This is a genomic window from Magnetofaba australis IT-1 (genome assembly GCF_002109495.1).
Taxonomy (GTDB): domain Bacteria; phylum Pseudomonadota; class Magnetococcia; order Magnetococcales; family Magnetococcaceae; genus Magnetofaba; species Magnetofaba australis.
Map to the genome: position 1 here is coordinate 53,702 of NZ_LVJN01000019.1, position 20,933 is coordinate 74,634.

A 20,933-nucleotide genomic window follows, 5' to 3' on the forward strand; every position below is an offset into this window, starting at 1 on the left:
AGGCAATAAAAAAACCGCCCAGAGGCGGTTCAGAAAACGAGCAGTATCGTGTGTTTGATGAGACGGGAGGCTTGGTGAGCAGAGAGATGTGACGAGCGTGTCTGCACTGTAGCCAGGGCTGACCGGCCAGTCAAGCAAAAGTATCATAATGATTTAATATTGGCTTGCCACATGGTGATCCAGAGCGTTGAGAAGCTGTTTTTTACTGATGGGTTTGGTTAGATGACGGTCACAGCCAGCGGCTATAGAGCGTTCGGCATCCTCTTTCATCGCGTGGGCGGTGAGTGCGATGATGGGCGTTGATGTCGAGCGGTTAAGCGCTTCCCAGGCGCGGAACTCCTTGGTTGCGGTGACGCCGTCCATCATGGGCATCTGGATATCCATCAACACCAGATCAAACGGACGCGCTTTCATCAAGGTGAGCGCTTGGGCGCCATCCTCCGCCAGTGTTAGACGGTATCGTGATGATTTCAGAAACGCTTGAATCAGCAGCCTGTTATCTTTTGAGTCATCGGCCAGAAGAATGTCGACAGGACGGTCAAGGGGGGCGGCGGGCTCATCCGTCGAGGGTGAGTATTGATCTTGACGCGGTTCAATCACCACGCGCGAGGTTGGCCGTAGAGGCAGGACAAAGTGAAATCGGCTGCCGCGCCCAGGCGTACTCTGCACCTCCATGGCGCCGCCCATGGCTTCCACCAGGTGGCGGCTGATGGAGAGTCCCAGACCCGTGCCGCCAAACCGGCGCGTAATGGAGTCGTCGGCTTGGCGGAAGGGCAGGAATATGCGTGTAAGTTCCTGTTCAGTAATGCCTATCCCGCTATCACTGACCTCAAAGAAGATCTGGCTCTCCTCCCAAGGCGCCACTTTCAAGCGCACGTAGCCTTTGGTGGTGAACTTCACGGCATTGCCCAGCAGATTGAGCAGCACTTGGCGCAGGCGTTGGGCGTCTCCCACAACCCACTGCGGCGTGGTCGGGTTGATGCTGATGTCCAGCAGCAGGCCTTTTTCCTGACAACTGGTTTCAAACAGGCTCAGGACGCTGGTCAGGAGGGGAGGGAGTTCAAACGGTTCTTCCGCCAGGGTGAGCTGTCCGGCCTCAATTTTGGAGAGATCCAGCAGGTCGTTAATCAGCGCCATCAGGCCGTCGCTGGCGTTGTTGAGCACAGTCAGATGTCGGCGTTGTTCCTCGTTGAGGGGAGAGTCCGCCAGCAACTCGCCCATGCCGAGGATGGCGTTGAGAGGGGTGCGGATCTCATGGCTCATTTTGGCCAGGAATGCGCTTTTGGCTTGGTTTGCGCTTTCCGCCTCGAATGTTTTATCCTGCAAATTCCGTATGATGCCGCTTATATGCTCGGCTAGGAACTGAAATTCATAAATGCCAACATAGTCGGGACGACGTCCGCGGTTGAGATCATGAATGATGGCGTTGACCGGCTTGCGAATAACCCGCTGCAGCACCACGAACAGAAGCAGCGTCGAGAGCAGCAGAAGCAGGGCGATGATGCGCTTGGTGTGATCCAGATGGCTGAGCAGCGCGTCATATTCGTTGCGATCCTTGATCAGGATGATCTCCCAATTCCAGGGGTCGAAGGTGAAGCGGTAGAGGAAGAGCTGGCGCTGGGCAAACGAGATGGGAATGGGCTCTTCCAATTGCACGCTGCGCCAGCTGCTGGGGATCTGTTGCGGCGCAAGATCCGGGGAGCGGAAAAACAGTTTATCTTCGGCATACAGCAGCCACATGAGGCTGCGTTGACGCATGAAATTATCGATCTGCCCGGCGGTTTTGGCGCGGGCGATGCGGGCTTTGATGGGGTTGTCGCTGCCGCCGCCGCGCAACAACTCCTCCAGCCCGGCATCGCTGATCAGGTGGGCGTCATCGGCCAAACGTTTCAGATCCTGGGCGATGTTGCTCTGCAGGTACCAGGCGAGGCTGTTTTGCAGGGAGATATGCAGGGCGGCCGCCAGTGATGCTGCGAACAGCATGACGATGAGCACGATGCGAAAGGTGAGGCTGCGCCAAAGCGGTTTGAAAGGACGATGCGGCATAGGCGCAGAGTCTACTGTAATGGACTCAAAGAGTCGAATTGTGGCGGCGCACTGGCCAGTTGTTCCGGCCAGACGATCTGTTTGCGTCCTTGAATCCACTGGGTTGTGAGCGAGAAATGTTTAATCTGCATGCCGTTTCTGTCAACTCCGTAGTGACCGATGATGCTCACAGCATTCATTTTCGCCAGTTGATCGCGCAGCGCCGGGCGCTCAATCGAGCCGGTTTTGCGGATTGCATAGGCGAGAATTTGTGCAGCGGCAAAGGCGTCAGCAGCTTGATAGGAGGGCGTAACGCCAAAGCGTTCAATAAACGGATGCAGGAAAATCTCCTCATCATTTGGCGTGTAGCGTGCGCCAACCTCCCATTGGGAGGATGAGAATACGCCCTCGGCCAGTTTCGCGCCCAGGCGTTCGCGGAAGCTCTCCATGGCGGGCCCCACGGTGGCGAAATAGGCGCGTGGAGAGAACTTGACGGCGGCCAGGGCGCGGCGCAGGTCCACCGCTTCATCAAAGTGGCCACACATGATCACCGCCTCTGGGGCGGCTTTGGCCAGGCGTTCCGCCAGTGGTGTGAGATGGTGTTCGCCTTTGTGAAAACTCTCCTCAATCGTCACGTGCAGACCAAATTTACGGCCCCAATCGCGGGCGCCGTCCAGGATGGATTGAGAGAAGGGGTCATCTGCGCCAACGAGGGCGATATGCTGAATTCCGTTTAATGCGATCATCTCCAGAAAGCCGACGGCGTAGCGGCTGGCGGGAATAAACAGACCGAACAGATGTTTGTAGCCTTGGCGCCAAAGCGTGTCAGCGGCGGCGCCAGCGGCCAGCATGGGGTAGCCATGGCGTTCGGCCAGCGGCGCCACGGCGGCGGTGACGCTGCTGGAGTAGGGGCCAAACAGCAGATCGACCCGATCGGCGTTGATCAATTTCTCATACAGAGCGATGGCGCGCTGTTTGTCACTGTGATCATCATAGATGATGAGCTTGACCGGGCGTCCCAGCAGACCGCCCTGGGCGTTGACGTGAGCCTCCCACAAGCGGTAGCCATTTGCCGACATGGCGGCCATGGGGGCGAACTTGCCGCTCAACCCCAGGGTGACGCCGATGGTAATGGGGTTGGCGTCGGCTTGGGCGGACGGCGCGGCAAACAGACTGACCAGCAACGCCAGAGCGGTCAGCAGGCGCGCCAGGGCGCGCCCTATTCCCGTGGCTGCTTCTCGGTTCGAATGTTCCGCACCCATCATCCATCGCCAATCTGAGTCTTGTGGTGAATTTGCGCCATGTCTATTTGTACGGCAGGTCGTCATCATGCTGCGGATTGATGCCGCAGGTGGAGACCTGGTCCTGACCTTTCAGGGCGCGCTGTTGCGCGTCAATCATGGCCTGATTGCAGGTTTGGATGGCGGTGACTCGATTGGCGTTGCACACGGTGCGACGCAAGCTGGGGTAGGCCATGTCCTCAATCTCATGGGCGATGGCCGCCAACGCCTGGGCGCGGGTGACGCTGGCGCTGAAGCGGTAGTCGGTGTCGTCGGATTCGGTGATCCGCGCGCCGGGAAAATCGGTCTCCAGGTCGCCCGGCAGGCGCGCGCGCGCCAGCACGCGATCGGGATCGCTCGGATCGGCGGACAGGGAGAGAAAACGTCCCCCTTCAAGAAAAATCCACATAGGAAGGCCTCATACAATCAAATGGACACAGCGCAGACAACACGCTCACGCAGAGCCGAGGCGTCACCCACAGGGCGCGCATTTGGCGTCGTTGCTGGCGGCGGCGCCAAACCAGAAATCCAACCCTTTGCCCAAAAATTCATCGTAACGGATGTAGTGGGATCCGTCGCAGGAGAAGTTCAGCGACACCATACCGTTGCAGATATTGAGCGAACCGGCGCGCAGATAGATGGTTTCATCGGCGAATCGCAGCTGTCGCAACATCTCAAAGATCGGCTCGATGTCGCCAATGGGAACAATGGCCTGGTCGATGTACTTTTGCGGCGGAAGGGTGAGCAGAATATCAGGATCCTGCAACTCGTCGATGCTCAGAATGCGGTAGCGGAAGGGATCGTTGACCAGCCAGATGGAGGCGCGGCTGCTGGAGAAGTGCAGCTTGCCGTGGAACACCCCATAACCGCAGATGAGAGAGACCATCAGCGCCAGCACGTCATCCATGTGGGCGTCCATCTGACTCTGCACCCGCTCTTGTAGAAAGATGCCGCTGCGAATGGCCGGGTCGCCCTTGATCTGCCGCCAGGCGGCGGGCTCCTGGTAGACCCCTTGGGTGGCGGGCAGATCGCGCAGGTCGTAGTCGGCGCCCAGAAAGCCGATGACGTTGAAGTTCTCATCGCGGATCACCTGCATGGCGGTGAGCGACGGGCGCTTGTTGTAGCGGCTGATATAGGCGTCGGAGAGTTTGAAATCGGTGGCGATGATGTCCTGCATGTAGGGCCGTTGTGAGCGGTCGCGGCCATAGTGGCGCGCATCATGGCCCTCATGGGTGATGTTGTCGGTGAACTGAACGCCATTGGCGTCGAGTACAAACAGATGTTGGCAGTAGTCGATGGCCGGCAACATGCGTTGCAGCAGCGCCTCCATGGCGGCGCGGTCGTTCATCAATCCGGCGCAGGTTTTGGCCAGATTGCGCATGGGTTTGATCAACAGGCCCGTGAGCATCTCCCGTTGACGGAGGATCGCCTCTTTCAAACTGCTATCCACAAAACTCTCCCCGCGTGATTGAAGGAACGCGTCAGGCGTCTGCGTGTCTCACCAGGAGCCGGTGTTGTCCATGCTGACCCAGGGCTCGCACGGTTCCAGCGCTTCGCCCTGTTGCAGCAGCTCGATGGAGACGCCATCGGGCGAGCGCACAAAGGCCATGTGGCCATCGCGGGGCGGGCGGTTGATGGTCACGCCCGCATCCTGCAGCGCGGCGCACAGGGCGTAGATATCGCGCACGGCAAACGCCATATGGCCGAAGTTGCGTCCGCCCGAGTACTCTTCAGGGTCCCAGTTGTAGGTCAACTCCACCTGCGGCGCGGCGGCGTCGCCGAGACGTTCGATATCCTCGGGCGCGGCCAGATAGACCAGGGTGAAGCGCCCTTTTTCGTGGACGCTGCGGCGGGTCTCCTGCAGACCCAGAAGATCGCGATAGAAACGGAGCGAGGCCTCCAGATCGGCGACCCGGACCATGGTGTGGAGAAATCGCATGGGGGTTCTCCTGCTAAGTGGGGCGATAAGAGAGCCTTCAGTATGCCCCATGTGGAGGGAATCGCAAATAGTGCGGCGCAAACGCCGGAGAATCTGTTTTGCATGATTGGAATAATCCGTGGAAATTTGCCATGATGGACGTGTTGAGTTGGCGCAGAGGAGCAGATTGGAGGCAGGGGTGAGGCGGTCGACGTGACGGAAGATTCAGCCCAGTGGAGCGACGATGCGTTGGCGCAAGGTTTGGCGCAGGCGGGCGTGGGGGTGTGGCAGTGGCGCGAGGCGGATGACGCGCTGGTGTGCAACGCCACGGCGGCCCGACTCCTGGGGGTGACGGATGGGCGCGAGGGGCGAGCCACGCTGAGGGGCTATCTGGGCGCTGTGCATGAAGAGGATCGCTTGCTGGCGGAGTTCGCCTGGCAGGCGTGTCTGGAGGGCGCGGGACCACTCCATGTGACCCACCGCGTGAGCGGCGTAGCGGCGCGTTGGGTCACCATGCGCGGTGGTCTGTGCGGCGAGCTCCAGGAGGGGCGGCGGCGCCTCAGCGGCATTGTGCGCGATGACACCACACGCATGCGCGACCAGGAGGATTTGGCGGCGGTCAAATCCCGCGCCGAGAAGCTGCTGGCCATTGCCGATACGGTGATCTTGTCGCTGGACCGGCAGGGGCGGGTGACGCTGCTGAATAATGTGGGCTGCGATCTGCTGGGGGTGTCGCCGCAGCAGGCCCATGGCATGGCGTGGTTTGACGCCGCGCCCGCCAGTGGAGGGCATCGTGACCGCGCGCGCGCGGAGTTCGACGCCGCCATGGCGCAGTTGGGCGATGAGAGGCGTCGCTATGAGATGAGCCTGCGTGCGGCGGATGGCGAATTGCGCCGCATTCGCTGGGGGCAGGCGGTGCTGCGTGATGAGGTCCATGGGGTGGAAGGGGTGCTGCTCAGCGGCGAGGACATCACCGAGATGCGCCGCGCCCAACGGGCGTTGGAGCGGGTCACCGAACAGGCGGTGCAAGCCAACCGCGCCAAGTCGGAGTTCCTCTCGGCCATGAGCCATGAGTTGCGCACGCCGCTCAACGCCATATTGGGGTTTGTGCAACTGCTCGGGCGCGAGGCGCAGGAGACGCTGTCACAACGCCAGCATGACCACTTGGCCTACATCGAGAAATCGGGCCGCCACCTGTTGGCGCTGATCACCGACGTATTGGATTTGGCGCGTATCGAAGCTGGCCAGGTGAGCCTGAGTCCGCGCACTGTGGCGTTGCCGGAGATCGTGCGCGAGTGCATCGACCTGCTGGCGCAGATGGCGCGCAAGCGGGGCGTTGCGGTGACCCTGGCGCCTCTGCAGGGGGTGGCGGGTTCAGCCTATGTGGATCCATTGCGCTTCAAGCAGATTGTGCTCAATCTGATCTCCAACGCCATCAAGTACAACCGCGAAGGCGGCGTGGTGCTGGTGGAGCTGTTGCAGGCGACGGCGGAGGATCCGGCCCGGGTGGTGGTGAGCGATACCGGTCTGGGGCTGACGGAGGATCAACTGAGTCGGGTGTTTGAGCCGTTCCAGCGCCTGGGCGCCGAGCGCAGCGCAGTGGAGGGGGTGGGCATCGGCTTGGCGTTGAGTCGGCAGTTCGCGCAGTTGATGGGCGGCGACTTGCAGGTGATGGGGACCCCAGGCGTGGGCGCGGTATTTTGGTTGGACGCGCCGTCGTTGGCCGGGGCGGGGGCCGCGCCGCTGCGAGAAACCGGCGAAGCGCAGGCCGAGCAGGAGACGCCGCAGTTGCCCTCCACGCCATTCGAGGCGCTCTATGTGGAGGATGCCCCGGTCAATGCCCGCTTGATGGAGGCGTGGTTCAAGCGCATTCCCCAAGCCACGCTGCGGGTGGTTTCCGATGGCCGCAGCGGTCTGCGCGAGGCGGCGCTTAAGCGGCCCGATCTGGTGTTGCTGGATCTGGGGTTGCCGGATATGGATGGATTCCAGGTGTTGGAGTATATGCGCGAGACCACCGCATTGACCGATATGCCGGTCATCGCGGTGAGCGCCGACGCCACCGAGGCGACGCGCGCCCAGGCGCAAGCGAGCAGCTTTTTTGGCTTTTTGACCAAGCCATTGGATTTCGCTGAACTGGAGACGCTGATTGCGCGCGCCTTGATCCAGAGTGGCGCGGCGAATCGTTAGGCGCCGTTATTGCGGCGCAAAGAGGGTGTTTCACAGGTTTGTGTTTCCGCTATTGAGAGAGAGTTCGTATGCAGCTCAATGACGCCATGGAGGCGGAGATTCTCGCTTCGCGCATTATGATCGTGGATGACAATCCGGCCAATGTGGCGCTGCTGGAGGCGATGCTGCAGGCGGAAGGGTTCGACAAGGTCTACGGCGTGGAGGATCCACGCGAGGCGGTGTCGCTGTTTGAGACGCAATCCTGGGATCTGCTGCTGCTGGATATCCGCATGCCGGTGCTGGACGGCTATGCGGTGATGGCGGCGTTGCGGCGCACGGTGGGCGAGGCGGAGTACCTGCCGGTGCTGGCGTTGACCGCGCAGACCGACGCCGAGACGCGCCATCGGGCGCTGCGTGAAGGGGCGCAGGATTTCCTCTCCAAACCTTTCGATAACTGGGAAGTCATGTTGCGCGCGCGCAATATGCTGCGTTCGCGCATCTATTTCAAACGCCAGAAGATGCGCGCCGAGTTGTTGGACGCCCAGGTGAATGAAAAAACCGCCGAGATCAACGAGACGCGGCTGGAGGTGATCCGTCGTCTGGGTAAGGCGGGGGAGTTTCGCGACGACCAGACCGGCGCCCATGTGCTGCGCATGAGCCATAGTTGCCAACTGCTGGCTCTGCGCATCGGCCTGTCCGAGGCGCAGAGTCGCGACATTCTCTATGCCAGCCCCATGCATGACGTTGGCAAGATCGGCATCAGCGACACCATTTTGCTCAAGCCAGGGCGTCTGGACGATCAAGAGATGGCCCTGATGCGCGAGCATGTGGTCTACGGGCTGGAGATTCTGGGCGACCACCCGGCGGAGTTGTTCCAACTGGCGCGTCAGATCATTGCGGGTCATCACGAACGCTGGGATGGGGCAGGTTACCCCCACGGCTGGGCTGGCGAAGCGATTCCCCTGGCCGCGCGCATCGCCTCGGTGTGCGATGTGTATGATGCGCTCACCAGCGTGCGCCCATACAAAAAAGCGTGGAGCGTGGAGGACGCCGCTGCGCTGATCCGCGATGGCGCAGGCCAGCAGTTCGATCCGCAACTGGCCACCGCCTTCCTGGAGATCCTGCCTCAGGTGGAAGCCCTCAAAGCCGAATTCGGCGCCTCATAAAATCACCATGTATTGATATCACTTTTAGAAGCTCAGGATGGTTGTTGCGTGGTTAATAAATCCAGGCAATATCAGTCATTCACCGGTTCATGTTGCAAAAGTTTCTGGTTTATGGCGCTATAAGTTCTATCAATCCGATGTTGTAGAGCGGCATCACACGGGAGGGCGGCCATGAACAGAGTCGATCGGGGGGGATCGGGGTGGCGCACTGTGGCGCACATCCTCATAGGGATGGTTCTCATGGCGACGGTGGGAGGCGTCGCAACGTCAGCCATTGCGGCTGGAGATCGCGAGATACGACCACAAAACGCGCCGTCGACGGCGGACCACAGCGCCTTTGCTGAACTGAAAGGACCATTTGCGAATGGCCCGGAGGTGACCAAAGCGTGCCTGAAGTGTCACACCAAAGCCTCGCATCAACTGATGCGCACAACCCACTGGACCTGGGCGTTTGACAACAAACTCACCGGGCAGATGCTGGGCAAAAAGAACGTCATCAACAATTTCTGCGTGGCCACGGCGACCAACTGGCCGCGCTGCACCAGTTGCCACATCGGCTATGGCTGGAAGAACGCCGCGTTCGACCTGACCAATCAGGACGCCGTGGATTGCCTGGTGTGCCACGACGCCACCGGCAAATATAAGAAGTTCCCCGCCGGGGCGGGCCATCCGGTGTATGAGCCCAAGGAGTTTCCGCCCAAATCCGGCAAGATCTGGCAGCCGGTGGATCTGGCCATGGTGGCGCAGAAGGTGGGTCAGCCCACCCGCGCCAATTGTGGCGCGTGCCACTTCTTCGGCGGCGGCGGCGACGGCGTCAAGCACGGCGATCTGGACTCCAGCATGTTCAAGCCCGACAAGGCGTTGGATGTGCACATGGACGCCAAGGGGCTGAATTTTACCTGCCAAACCTGCCACACCACGGGCGGCCATGAGGTCACCGGTTCGCGCTACGCCACCAAGGCGGTGGATCGCATCGGCGTGGATGTGCCGGGCAAGACCGATTTCACCCGCTCCAGTTGCGAGTCGTGTCATGGGCTGACGCCGCACCCGGAGAGCAACCATCCCAAACTCAACGACCATACCGACCGCGTGGCGTGTCAGACCTGCCACATTCCCGAGTTCGCCCGTGGCGGACGCAAGACCAAAACCTGGTGGGATTGGTCCACGGCGGGCCAGTCCAAAAAGGTGATCAAGGATGCCGACGGCTACGCCACCTACCATCCCAAGAAGGGCGACTTCGTCTGGCAAGCCAACGTACGTCCCGAGTACTACTGGTTTAACGGCAATATTCGCTATCAACTGCTGGAGGATAAGATCGACCCCACAGGCGTGGTCAACATCAACGCTTTTGGCGGCGATTCGACGGATGCCGATGCGCGCATCTGGCCATTCAAGGTAATGCGCGGCAAGCAGCCGTACGACGTCAAGAACCGCATCCTCGCCGTGCCGCATCTGTTCGGCAAGGATGAGGCGGCGTTCTGGAAGCACTATGACTGGGATAAGGCGCTGGAGGCGGGACTCAAGGCGCGCGGGGTGAGCTACTCCGGCGAGCACGCTTTTGTTGAGACGCGCTACTTCTGGCCCATCACCCACATGGTGGCGCCCAAGGCGCAGGCGGTGGGGTGCAACGAGTGCCACGCCAAGAACGGACGTCTGGAGTCGCTCACCGGTTTCTACATGCCAGGGCGGGACAGCATCCCCTGGTTGTCGACTCTGGGTTGGTATGGCGCGCTGCTGGCGTTGATCGGCGTGGGGCTGCACGGCGCGATTCGCATCATCGCAGCCATGCGGCGCTCTTGAGAGAGGGGGGATGGATCATGAAAACACGTGAACGGGTATTCTCCCGCTTTGAACGCTTCTGGCACTGGTTCCAGGCGGTGTTGATCATCGCCCTGATGATCACCGGCTTCGAGGTCAACGGCGCCTATGCGCTGGTGGGGTATGAAGAGGCGGCGGGGTGGCATCGGGCGTGCGCCTGGGTGCTGATCTGGCTGTGGGTGTTCGCCATCTTCTGGCATCTGGTTACCGGCGAGTGGAAGCAGTATATCCCCACCACCGAGCGGCTGATGGCGGTGATGAAGTATTACTCGGTGGGGATCTTCGACCACAGCGTGCCGCACCCGTATAAGAAGACGGTGCGCTTCAAGCACAACCCGCTGCAGCGCATCGCCTATCTGAGCTTCAATATCGCCATCACCCCGGTGATCTGGATCACCGGCCTGCTCTACATGTACTACAACGACTGGCCCGCCAATTGGGGGCTGACTCTGGGCGATGTGGCGCTGGTGCATGTGGCGGCGGCGTTCGCCATGTTGATCTTCTTCATCGCCCACGTCTACATGGCGTTCACCGGGCATCCGCCGATGCAGTATGTCAAGGCGATGATCACCGGCTATGACGATGTCTATCCGGAGGAGAAGGGAGCCAATAAGTAGCTCTTTTAAACTCAACCAGGAAGGGCAAAGAGAGCCGCGCCTGATGCAATCAGGCGCGGCTTTTTGTGTGCCGAAACTATATTGTAAGTCGAATTCAAAATTGGACATTAGCGGTTTTGGCGATGGAAGATATCGAGGGCTTTGCCCTCGAGCTCCCAAGATCAACAGCCACACCGTGGGCTCCGCCCATGTATGGTCCGCTCCGCCACGGCAAGAGAAAATGTCCACTGATGTGTGAGGCTTAGTCGCGCCCATGTATCCGGCCTGTTGATGAGGGGCTTGTCGCCCTCTGGCCCTGATGGAATTTGCGCGTGGCCCTCCTCAACACACCCTCGGCCTCTATGGGCCCTTGGGCGAAACAGGTTCTTGACCACGCAGGGCTATGCCGTTTCACGCCATCAATCTCGACTCTCTCTCGCAACCTGGCTGGTGGGATCTCTTTCTCTTTCCTTATCGGCCTGTTTTTCTTTTAGAGTTGTATTGCGCTCTCTCTACACAGCGGCGCTGGCCCCATAGGCCTCCTGCTTCACCAGCATCGCCCACGCGCTGCGCGCCATGCGGTTGGCCAGCGCCACCACTGCTCTATTTGCGCCGCGACGTTCCGACACCGACACTGCCCACTGGCTGCGGCGATCCGGCTTGTTTTCACACACGCGCAACGCCGCCCGCGCCCCATGAATCAACAGGGTGCGAAGATAACCGTTTCCCCGCTTGCTGATCCCCGTCAGCCACGCCTTGCCCCCTGTGGAGTGCTGATTCGGAACCAACCCTATCCATGCCGACAGCTCCCGGCCATTCTTAAACGCCCGCACATCCCCCACCGACGCCAACAGCGCCGTCGCCGTGATCGGTCCCACTCCCGGGATCGTCATCAGCAATCGACACTGCGGCTCCGCCTTGGCCAGCGCCTCAATCTCACGCTCATATTTGCCGATGCGCTCATCCAAATGCGCCAGCTCATCGCGCTCATCCTCCAGAATTACGCGAAAATTGGCGCTCATTTCCGAGCTCTCATCACTCAAAATCAGCACAATCGCCCGCCGCGCCTGTTTGATGCTCTTGGGAAAGACAATCCCATACTCGGCAAGCAGTCCGCGAATCTGGTTCACCAACGCCGTGCGGTTCTTCACCGCCAGACTGCGCACCCGATGCAACGCTAGAATTTCTTGCTGGGCAACGCTTTTGATCCCCACAAAACGCATATTCGGACGCTGTACCGCTTCACATATCGCCTCAGCGTCCACGCTGTCGTTCTTGTGCCGCTTCACGTAGGGCTTCACATATTGCGGCGCCATCAAACGCACATCATGCCCATATCCCTGAAATTTCCGCGCCCAATGGTGGGCGCCGCTACTGGCTTCCATCCCCACCAGGCACGGCGGCAGTTGCGCCATGTACTCCAGGAGCTCGTCTCGTTTCAGTCGCTTCTTGAGAACGCTTTTGCCGCGCGCATCCACGCCATGCAACTGAAACACGCTCTTGCCCAGATCAATCCCCAGTACCCGTACCTGTCCGTTTTCGATATGATTGCTCATGGTCCGCTCCGACTCCGTTTAGATGGAAAAACACACCACCATCTTGGCCCATTGCGAGGCCGTTTGGGTAGCGGAGCGGACCATTCCATTACACCCGCTGGGGGCGCGGCCCCCAGACGATTCGGCAGGATTGCCGAATCGGACTCGCGCAGCGAGCCCGAAGGGTGAGGGCCATGGATGGCCCGAATCACCCCGCCGCCGACCAGTCGGCGGCCAATAGTCAGCGCAAGCCGGTGTTGTGTCACTCAAGCGCTGGTCGTTTTGTGCGGTTTTGTGTCGCATCGCTATAGCATGGCGTTGTGCTGGCGTTTGGCGTTGCGTTCGCGCAGCTCGTCGAAGCTGAGATCGCGTTCGAAACGCGGCTTGCCGCCCACGGCGTCGGCGTCACGGGTGATGGGTCGCGACATGCAGGCGTAGCGCCACTCGTCGGCGGCGTGGTCCTCGGCGCTGGTGTCCAGATCCTCTGGCCGCGCCATGTCGTGGGTGAGCGACGGTAGGGTGCGAATGGAGTCGGCGCAGAGGGAGAAGCAGAGCAGCAGAGGCCGCCCCTCCGCGTCGCCCTTGAGACGCGCGCGAATCTGGTCCCAGCCGGCGATGCGGGCGTTGTCGGCGGGGCGAAATGGGACGCCGCGCCGTCCCATGCGTTCGGCCAGGGAGGGGCCGCCATCGGTGGCGAAGATGGCGGGGTCGGCGACGCTGTAGCGGATGCGCTCGCCGGGGAGCTCCGCCTCCAGAATGCCGTCTGCCACCTCCTCGGCGGTGAGCCGCAACCCGCGATTGGGCCCGGTGGCGCCGTACCACTCCCGATAGCGCACCAACGCGCCGCGGGCGATGTGTGGCAGGGAGCCGTCGGAGACCGCCCACCAGCCCACCGAGAAGGGCGCTGCCGAGCCCCAGTCGAAGGCGCGAAAACGGGTCCAATGGGTGGGCAACTCCACTGGTTCGATAATGTGGCGACTGCTATCCCACTGGTCGAAGTAGGCCCCGGAGATGGCGCTCCAATCCCCCCCCAGCCACGCCTTGACCAATGCTTTGGAGCCCACCCCGCGTAGACGCGCCACATAGTCGGGGTCGTTGTGCAACAGGATGCGATTGTCATCCACCCGCGCCGGGATGAACATCCTCGGCAGTCCGGTGTCGGTGTCGCGAAACACGCGGAAACCGGTGGGCGCGGGGTCGATAAACCGCGCCTTGATCCACTGATGCCCCGGACCGCCCGGGTTGCCGGTGGCGCGAATGCGCAGATTCTCTGCGCCGCTGGCCGAGCGCAGACACGCCATCAATTTCCGATAGGGGCCGTCGCTGCTCCAACTGCCCAGTTCGTCATAGCCGATCCAGGCGTATTGGTGGCCCTGATAGCGGTCGGCGTCGCTCTCGTTTTCCAGATGGCGCAACGAGAGCGTGGCGCCGGAGGGGAAGGTCCAGCGGCGGTGGGAGGCGCTCCACACGCCACCGGCTTTGGGGTAGATCTGCTCGGCGCGGTGGCGCGCCTCGTCAAGCTCCGGCATGTGGCGGCGAAACAGCACCCCGCGCCACTGCGGGCCTTGATGCACGCCTTGCAGGAAGTCGCCGAGCAGAAAGTCGGTCTTGCCGCCGCCACGGGCGCCGCCAAAGAACAGTTCAGGAACGCTTTGCGCCGCGATTGCGGTGGTTTGCGGCCCGGCTTGGGGGGTCCACGCCGTCATCTTCCAACCTCCTGAGAAACTCTTCAAACGTGGGGGGGATAAACGCCCGATGGTCCTGCGGCGGCGCGGCTGCCGTCTCGGCCTCGGACTTGCCGGTCAAATCAAAACGGATCTTCAGATTCTCCTGCCACAGTCGAATGTTGAAGCTTTTGTCGTGCAGATGCTCCCGGCCCAGTTTGAGCCACCAGGCGCGGCTGGCGCGCTCGCCTTGAACCAGAGCGGCGGCAAACGCCGGATGGTCGGCGCGCCATTTGTCGAAGCGATCGATGGGCAGACCCAGAGTGACCGCCGCTTCGATCAACGAGCACCCTTCGGCCATGAGGTCATGAATTTTCTCGCCATACTCTGGCCGGTAGCGCATAGGCGCGCCATCGGAGCGCGCGGCGATGGCATGACCGGCCTCGTCCACCGCGCGGGCAAAGCCGGGACGTTGATGCAACCATCTGTTAAAGCGTTCCAGATCAAAGCCCATCTCTCGCGCCGCCTCGGCCAAGCACTGTCCGCGCAGAAGACGCTGTTTGACTTCGGCGGCGTATTGGGCGCGGTAGCGCCAATCCTTGGGTCTGTTCTGGGGCGGAGAAGCGTTCGCGATATCCGCTTTTGTGCGGTTGTTTTTACGACCTGTTTTGCTCCCAGGAGGGGTCTGTGCCATGATCGCCTCCTACCCTTTGGGGGTGGCGATGCCGCTTTTGATGGCCATCCACACGGTGGCGAGAATCAACAGCATCTGACCCACCAGGCGCAGCATCCAGGCAACGCCCTTAAACCCCATCCAGGCGGGCATGAAGGCGTCCATTTTTTGCCACATTTTGTCCAACTGGCGGGTATGATTTTCCAGCGCTTCGCGAACATTGGCGCCATCTTGTAAAGAGGCGTGCAGTTCGTTGCGCAGGCTGGCGATTTCGCGCTGCATCCGCCCCTCCATGGGGCAGTGGGGCGCATCGCAGTGGGGCGACGCATTGGCCGCGTCGTGTTCGATAATACTCATCTTGTACTCCATTGTGACGGGATGGGCGCGCCGGGGCCGGAGTGGGGCGGCGACAAGCTGCAGGGCGTCTGGAGCGACGCAGGGGACGGTCGGCGCAAATCAGGGGTTCAACATATCAAATTAATATATTACCAGTCAATATTAAAGTGATTCTCGCTATAAGCAAACGCACATGCGTGATCGTTCGCGCAGTCGCGAACAGAGGTGAGGAGGAAGAGAAAATGGAGTTTTTCACACAAACCGCATCGACTTGGGATGAACAGGGGCTGAAAGCCGCGCTCTCCATGGCGGACTTGCCCAAGTGGTGCGAAGCCATTGAGGCGCATTTGGAATCGGATGAGGCCGCCAGTTGGGGGCGCTATGACACCATCTGGGGGGTGTTTGAGATCACGCGTATGCCCATACGCGGCGGCTACCGATATCTGCTGCCGCATTGCCCCAACGCCCTGACCTGGAGCGTGACGACAGGTCTGCCGCCAGATCTGGATGCGGTGGTGGTGCATGCGACCATCAACCGCGAGAATCATGAGCCGGACTTTATCGAAAGCCTGGAGGAGTTCGTGGATGCGTGGCGGGTGGGAATAGGGCGTATGGCGGAAGCGTCAGCGGCTGACTGATCTTGCCCAATGCGAGGGTGGCCGAGGGGGGTAGAGATTGTGCGCGGCCGCGCCGAAAAGCGCAGGGCAGCCTTGGGAGGAGCGACTGTTCTGCGGATTTCGGCGTGGTGGCGCGCCTCGCGCTCAGTATGCGGCGGGAAGCGCCGACGATGTCACTGGATCACGGTGGTTTCGGCCTGTTTGAGTTGTGCGGTGAGGTGCTTTTGGACGATGGGGCCTGCGCGCCCTTTCAGATGTTTCTGCGCCCACATCTGTCCCATCACAGCGCCCTCCTGCATCATCACCGGGGCGGTGCGGATCATTTTCGCGCCGGTGGGCGTTTTGAGAAACGCCACAATTTCCCGCATCTCATTGGGGGTGTAGTGTTTGGTCATCAGTCCGGTGGCCATTGTCAGGAAGTCATCATAATTGGCCTTGAAGAGTTGGATGATCTCTTCACTGGCCTTTTCCTGGATCCGCCCGGCGATCCCGGCGACTTTTTGCGGCGCGGCGTTGGGCAACTCTTTTTTGACCAGACGCGTGACCAGCGGCTTCATGGAGCGGGTCATAATCGTGGTCATGGTGGTCATGATCTGTTCAAACTGGGCGCGCGTGTAGGTCAACGCCGCCAGTTCATGGGCTTCCGGTGGAATCGCTTGGGCGTCCCCGGCCTGGGCCGAAGTCGGCAGCTGCGCCCCAAGAAGAAGAGTTATTACCAGGAATAAAGAGAGTTTTTTCAACATATAAATTTCCCCAAATTGGAATGAATCGTGTAGCCATTGTGAACACGTGTCAATGGCGCCTGAAAAATGCAGCACCATGGCGCCGCAATAATGCATCACTTGGGCATTGGTTGGGCGCGTAGCGCACAACGGGGTTTGCCGTTTTCCTTTGTCTTTAAAAAAACGAACAAAAACATCTTTTCAACACACTTGAGATTCAGAATGAGGGAGAGGCGGCAGACCTGTGGGAAACGTGTTTTCGTTTTCCACAGGGATAGCGGAGCGTCCGCCTCTCCCGGAGCCGCAAGTGGGCAGGATCGCCAGTTTCAGGAAGGGTCGGTTTTGCTATTTGAGCAGGAAGCTTTTGTTTCTGCAGCGCGCTTTTGCCGTTTGCTTTGATTCAGTCGATAGCTTTCGCCGTTCATCTCCAGGATGTGGACATGATGGGTCAACCGATCCAGCAGGGCGCCGGTGAGGCGCTCGGAGCCGAAGACCTCCGTCCACTCCTCGAACGGCAGGTTGCTGGTCACCATCACTGAACCCTGCTCATAGCGCTGGCTGATCACCTCAAAGAGCAGCTCAGCCCCCGTTTTGGAGAGTGGGACGAAGCCCAATTCGTCGATGATCAACAGCTTGTGTTTACTCAACTGACTCTGGAAACGCTGCAGCTGCTTTTCGTCGCGCGCCTCCATCAACTGGTGTACCAGCGACGCGGCAGTGGTGAAGCCAACCGCCAACCCCTGCTGACAGGCGGCCAGGCCCAATCCCAACGCAATATGGGTTTTCCCGGTTCCGCTGTTGCCCAAGGCGATGATATTGGCTCGGCGCTGAATGTATTCGCAACGCGCCAGCTCCATCACCAGAACCTTGTTCAATGAGGGCATGGCCAGGAAATCAAAGGAGTCCAGGCTCTTGATGGTGGGAAACCGGGCTTGTTTGATACGTCGCTCCACCATGCGCCGCTCCCGCTCAATCAACTCCAGTTCGCTCAGTCGCAGCAGGTATCGGCTATGATCAACGCCTTCCGCCGCGCACTGTTTGGCGATCTTTTCATATTCTCGATAAAATGTGGGCAGTTTGAGCGCTTTGAGGTGGTGCGCCAGGAGGATCTGCGGAGAGTCGTTCATGGTTGCTCTCCTGACGTCAACGCGGCGTAATCCCTGGCGGATGTACGCGCCACATGCACTTCGGGCAAAAAGGGATATCGGGACAGATCCAAACGGAGCGGACGTTGTTCAATGTGCCGGATCAGCAGATGTTTGACCGCCTCAAAGCCAATGGCGCCCAACTTCAACGCCTGTTGCACGGCAAAATGGACCTGTTCAAAGGAGAACGTCTCCAATAGGCGCAGAACCTGAATATATTCCCGCTTGCCCTTTTTACCCAGGCGGGACTCCATCAGACGGCGCAAGGTGGCGAACTCATCTGGCAGTTCCCATCCTTGCAACGGGGCGGCTTGATCCAGCGCCCTGGGTTTCTCCTCCAGCAGCGCCAGATAGTGCAAGGGGTCATAGATGGCGTCCTCACGCGCATAGGAGCGTGGATGCCGGGCAATCACCTCAGCGCCACAGGCGATCACCACTTCGTGGATGTAGCCCCGCACCTGCACATCGTGAAAGCCATAACGCACCGGAACCGAATAGTCATTGGTTCGATAGCGCACCAGCGCCTGGGATGTGACCTTGGCGCTCACCTTCTCGCAAGCGTCGTAGGGAATTGGCGGCAGCGGCAGGAACGCCGCCTGGTCTGTGGAAAATCGTTCTCCGATACTCCGCTGACAGCCTCGCAATGTCTGTTGACGACGCTCCAGGCATTTCTGGCGCAGGTGAGCGTTGAGCGCATCAAACGATTCAAAGCGGGGAGCCGGGACCATGAAGTTGCGTCGGGCGTAGCCGACCAGCCCCTCGACCTTGCCTTTGTCGTTACCTCGCGCCGGGCGGCCAAAGCGGCTATCGAACAGGTAATGGGATTGCAGCCGGATCATCTCTTCGGTCAGATCTCGGCGACCATCCCGGTAAACTTTGACCACGGCGATGCTGGTGTTGTCGTACAGAATGCTTTGGGGAACGCCGCCGAAGTGATCACAGGCGGCGTTATGCCCCGCACAAAACGCTTCCGTGGTTTCCGCGGGGAAGCCCATAACGAAGCTGTCGTCGCTGTAGGGCAGACTCATACAGAAAAAGTGGATCTTGCGCTCCACGCCGCCGATCACGCCGTGCGTTTGCCCAAAGTCCACCTGGGCGTGTCCGGGCGCATGGCTGAGGGGAACAAACTTCTCTTTCAGATGCAGACGCTTGCCGCGCACATACTCCTTGACCGCGCCATATTTCCCGTCGTAGCCGTATTCATCGCACAGCCGTTCATATATCCGCTGCGCGGTGTGGCGCTCCTTCTTGATCTTCTCCAGATCGTTCTTGAGAATCTGATCTATGAACCCGGTGAACGGCCCCAGTTTGGGCAATCTGACCGGCTTGCTCCGCTGGTAGCCTGGCGGCTCAGGGTTCTCCATCATTTTGCGCACCGTGCGCGGATCCAGCTCAAAGGCCTCCGCCGCCTTGCGCTTGCTCATCCCGCCTCTGGTTACCGCCAAACGCACTTCTCTGTACATGCTCACTGAATACATCCTCCCACCCCTGACCCGGAAACTCTATGACTGAGTTTTCTGAGTTAGAGAGCTTTTTCTGGTGTGGGATTTTTGGACCGCCATTTTTGGACGATCCAAGCTGTTTCAGTGATGCATTTTTACGGTGCCATTCTCAAACACGCGCATTGTATTTGGCAAGCGTGTGATTTCCCGCTGTCTGGAGCGGCATCAGAGAGGTATTTTTTACAATTTATCTTGATGAGTGTTGCTGGTCAGAGAGATCGACAGCCGCGCGCAACGATCCATAAGCGATTTCCCGTGCCGGGGGAGGGGAAGTTATCCACGGAGTCGGTGATGACGCAGTAGTTTTCTCCTGGGTGCATGCCCAGTTGCGCCAAGCTCGGATTGTAGAGTCCCGCTCTGCCGGAGTCGCGCATTTCGCGAATGATGTTGGCGCGCAGGCGGTAATTTCCCACGCGGATAAGATCGCCGCTGCGGATGATGCGGGGCACGCCGCGATTGCCCAGGCTTTCAAAGCGCTTTTTCAGCGGCGAGGCGTTTTCCCGGCGCAGGGTCGCGCGGCTGGGCTCCAGCATGATGGCGCTGCGCGCGATGCCGGGCAGGGCGCGTTCGGTGATGATGCTGTGGGTCAGAAAGAAGAGAAACACCAGCGAAGAGACGCTCAGGAGAATAACCCCAATGCGTTTCTCCTTGGCGCTGCGCTGTCGATGGCGGCGGCGCAGGGCGCGGGTAAACGCCGAAGAGATGCGTCGGCTGCGCTTGCGGGAGGCGGGTGAAGGCGTGGCGGCGTCTGTTTGTTCCAGGGGCATGCGTGGCGCTCCTGTGGCGGTGTTCCATTCAGTCGGCTTGGACCCGATCCTCACTGGCTAAGGAGGTTTTGCATAAACATTTTGCGTTATGCTTTTTCTTGCGCTGACCGCTGACCTTTGCTGTTGCTGCATTTTTCGCGAAAGAGAGGTCGCGTCCTCCAAGCAAAACTATTTATATCATGAAAGCAGAAAAGCAAAAGTTGTTAATCGGGGCGTGTCCTGCATTGGTTGTTTCCTGATCTATTTCACGAACCCGGACAGCTCCTGTTGCAGAATCTCATCAAAGCGCCCTTGGAGGGCGTTTTTCGCCCACTCCTGGCCCATGGCGATGCTTTCGGCGGTGAGCGTGGGGGTGACCTCGCTGAGTTTCTTGCCGGTTGGCGTGTGATAGAAGGCGATCATGTCGTGAATCTCCTGATCGCTGAAGTGCTTCATGTAGATGTGCGCGCTGCGCGTTTGAAAGTCGGCATACTCTCCGGCCATAGCGCTGATCAGGCGGTTTTTGATGTTCTTCGCCACGATGCGAATGATCATGGGGTCGTCAACCAAATGTGCAGCCAGTTCGCGCTTGACGATGGGCTGCAGTCCCTTTTCCAGATTGATAGCGGTGGCGTTGAGGACATTTTGCAACTGCTGCTGGCCTGCGACGATGGCGGCGAGTTCGAGGGCTGCGGGTGTGGGGGCGTCTTCTTGCGCCAAGGCTTGTGCGGGCAGCGCCAGGAGCAGGCAAATGGCGGCGCAAAAGAGACGAAACAAGCGTGCTGTCCGGGTTGAAGGCATTGGCTGTGTGACCTATGGTTTGTGCAATATGATCAAGTCGAGTCTGCTAGCGAAGCCGTGATGCCAGCAAGCGAAAATATCAGCCACTTAAGCTGTCAAATCATTCAATTTTTTGCAAGATACAATATTGAGGTGGGGGCCTCCTTGCGCTCGATGTCCATTCAACGTGCTTGTCGCACAAGTTGACGCAGCGGAGCAGGCGCATTCAGGCAAGAAAAAACCC

At 59.9% G+C, this 20,933-nt stretch carries 19 protein-coding genes; 5 read left to right on the forward strand and 14 right to left on the reverse strand.

Translation table 11 applies throughout. The features are described from left to right. Nucleotides 1–153: 153 nt before the first annotated feature. The 5 genes from MAIT1_RS09720 to MAIT1_RS09740 all read right to left on the reverse strand — a co-directional run bounded on the left by MAIT1_RS09720 (nucleotide 154) and on the right by MAIT1_RS09740 (nucleotide 5,244). The gene (locus tag MAIT1_RS09720) at nucleotides 154–2,046 is read right to left on the reverse strand and encodes a hybrid sensor histidine kinase/response regulator (protein WP_085442091.1); all 1,893 of its coding nucleotides are present in this window, start codon (nucleotides 2,044–2,046) and stop codon (nucleotides 154–156) included. Between the two features lie 11 nt (nucleotides 2,047–2,057). Beyond that, nucleotides 2,058–3,287 (reverse strand): amino acid ABC transporter substrate-binding protein, encoded by a 1,230-nt coding sequence (locus MAIT1_RS09725; protein WP_158089410.1) that lies wholly within the window; start codon nucleotides 3,285–3,287, stop codon nucleotides 2,058–2,060. Nucleotides 3,288–3,330: 43 nt separating this feature from the next. Then, nucleotides 3,331–3,714, reverse strand: a complete 384-nt coding sequence (locus tag MAIT1_RS09730) for a hypothetical protein (protein ID WP_085442093.1) — start codon at nucleotides 3,712–3,714, stop codon at nucleotides 3,331–3,333. Nucleotides 3,715–3,777: 63 nt separating this feature from the next. After that, nucleotides 3,778–4,755: a PDC sensor domain-containing protein gene (locus MAIT1_RS09735; protein ID WP_241893449.1), complete on the reverse strand. Its 978-nt coding sequence runs from the start codon at nucleotides 4,753–4,755 to the stop codon at nucleotides 3,778–3,780. Nucleotides 4,756–4,803: 48 nt separating this feature from the next. Beyond that, complete coding sequence (locus MAIT1_RS09740) at nucleotides 4,804–5,244, reverse strand: VOC family protein (protein ID WP_085442094.1); 441 nt, start codon at nucleotides 5,242–5,244, stop codon at nucleotides 4,804–4,806. A 192-nt stretch (nucleotides 5,245–5,436) separates the two neighbouring features. Between MAIT1_RS09740 and MAIT1_RS09745 the strand changes: the two genes are divergently transcribed. From MAIT1_RS09745 to MAIT1_RS09760, 4 genes are all read left to right on the forward strand, one after another. Then, on the forward strand, nucleotides 5,437–7,410 hold the full coding sequence (locus tag MAIT1_RS09745; RefSeq protein WP_085442095.1) for a PAS domain-containing hybrid sensor histidine kinase/response regulator: 1,974 nt from the start codon (nucleotides 5,437–5,439) through the stop codon (nucleotides 7,408–7,410). 68 nt (nucleotides 7,411–7,478) lie between these two features. Continuing rightward, complete coding sequence (locus tag MAIT1_RS09750) at nucleotides 7,479–8,555, forward strand: HD domain-containing phosphohydrolase (RefSeq protein WP_085442096.1); 1,077 nt, start codon at nucleotides 7,479–7,481, stop codon at nucleotides 8,553–8,555. Between the two features lie 171 nt (nucleotides 8,556–8,726). Continuing rightward, entirely contained in the window at nucleotides 8,727–10,355 is a 1,629-nt protein-coding gene (locus MAIT1_RS09755; RefSeq protein ID WP_085442097.1) for a tetrathionate reductase family octaheme c-type cytochrome, read from the forward strand. 17 nt (nucleotides 10,356–10,372) lie between these two features. Next, the gene (locus MAIT1_RS09760) at nucleotides 10,373–10,990 is read left to right on the forward strand and encodes a cytochrome b/b6 domain-containing protein (RefSeq protein WP_085442098.1); all 618 of its coding nucleotides are present in this window, start codon (nucleotides 10,373–10,375) and stop codon (nucleotides 10,988–10,990) included. A gap of 491 nt (nucleotides 10,991–11,481) precedes the next feature. Here MAIT1_RS09760 and MAIT1_RS09765 read toward each other — a convergent pair whose 3' ends face one another. From MAIT1_RS09765 to MAIT1_RS09780, 4 genes are all read right to left on the reverse strand, one after another. Beyond that, on the reverse strand, nucleotides 11,482–12,525 hold the full coding sequence (locus MAIT1_RS09765) for an IS110 family RNA-guided transposase (protein WP_085440579.1): 1,044 nt from the start codon (nucleotides 12,523–12,525) through the stop codon (nucleotides 11,482–11,484). Nucleotides 12,526–12,809: 284 nt separating this feature from the next. Further along, nucleotides 12,810–14,210, reverse strand: a complete 1,401-nt coding sequence (locus MAIT1_RS09770; protein WP_085442099.1) for a terminase large subunit domain-containing protein — start codon at nucleotides 14,208–14,210, stop codon at nucleotides 12,810–12,812. Next, a complete protein-coding gene (locus MAIT1_RS09775) occupies nucleotides 14,146–14,862 on the reverse strand; it encodes a hypothetical protein (protein ID WP_085442100.1) in 717 nt (238 codons plus the stop codon). The genes MAIT1_RS09770 and MAIT1_RS09775 overlap by 65 nt, the downstream gene beginning before the upstream one ends. A 9-nt stretch (nucleotides 14,863–14,871) precedes the next feature. Continuing rightward, entirely contained in the window at nucleotides 14,872–15,198 is a 327-nt protein-coding gene (locus tag MAIT1_RS09780) for a hypothetical protein (RefSeq protein ID WP_085442101.1), read from the reverse strand. Between the two features lie 221 nt (nucleotides 15,199–15,419). Between MAIT1_RS09780 and MAIT1_RS09785 the strand changes: the two genes are divergently transcribed. Further along, on the forward strand, nucleotides 15,420–15,815 hold the full coding sequence (locus MAIT1_RS09785) for a hypothetical protein (protein WP_085442102.1): 396 nt from the start codon (nucleotides 15,420–15,422) through the stop codon (nucleotides 15,813–15,815). Between the two features lie 152 nt (nucleotides 15,816–15,967). Here the strand turns inward: MAIT1_RS09785 and MAIT1_RS09790 are convergent, their stop codons facing one another. The 5 genes from MAIT1_RS09790 to MAIT1_RS09810 all read right to left on the reverse strand — a co-directional run bounded on the left by MAIT1_RS09790 (nucleotide 15,968) and on the right by MAIT1_RS09810 (nucleotide 20,686). Then, on the reverse strand, nucleotides 15,968–16,537 hold the full coding sequence (locus MAIT1_RS09790) for a DUF2059 domain-containing protein (RefSeq protein WP_158089411.1): 570 nt from the start codon (nucleotides 16,535–16,537) through the stop codon (nucleotides 15,968–15,970). 305 nt (nucleotides 16,538–16,842) lie between these two features. Then, nucleotides 16,843–17,643: an IS21-like element helper ATPase IstB gene (gene istB / locus MAIT1_RS09795; protein ID WP_085440234.1), complete on the reverse strand. Its 801-nt coding sequence runs from the start codon at nucleotides 17,641–17,643 to the stop codon at nucleotides 16,843–16,845. Continuing rightward, nucleotides 17,640–19,139, reverse strand: coding sequence for an IS21 family transposase (istA, locus tag MAIT1_RS09800; RefSeq protein ID WP_143814765.1), 1,500 nt, complete (start codon nucleotides 19,137–19,139; stop codon nucleotides 17,640–17,642). Before istA ends, istB begins: the two co-directional genes overlap by 4 nt. Before the next feature lie 233 nt (nucleotides 19,140–19,372). Beyond that, nucleotides 19,373–19,930 carry a hypothetical protein gene (locus tag MAIT1_RS09805; RefSeq protein ID WP_085442104.1) on the reverse strand — a complete coding sequence of 186 codons (558 nt, stop codon included), beginning with the start codon at nucleotides 19,928–19,930 and terminating at the stop codon, nucleotides 19,373–19,375. A 240-nt stretch (nucleotides 19,931–20,170) separates the two neighbouring features. After that, nucleotides 20,171–20,686 (reverse strand): DUF2059 domain-containing protein, encoded by a 516-nt coding sequence (locus tag MAIT1_RS09810; protein WP_158089412.1) that lies wholly within the window; start codon nucleotides 20,684–20,686, stop codon nucleotides 20,171–20,173. Nucleotides 20,687–20,933: the final 247 nt, after the last annotated feature.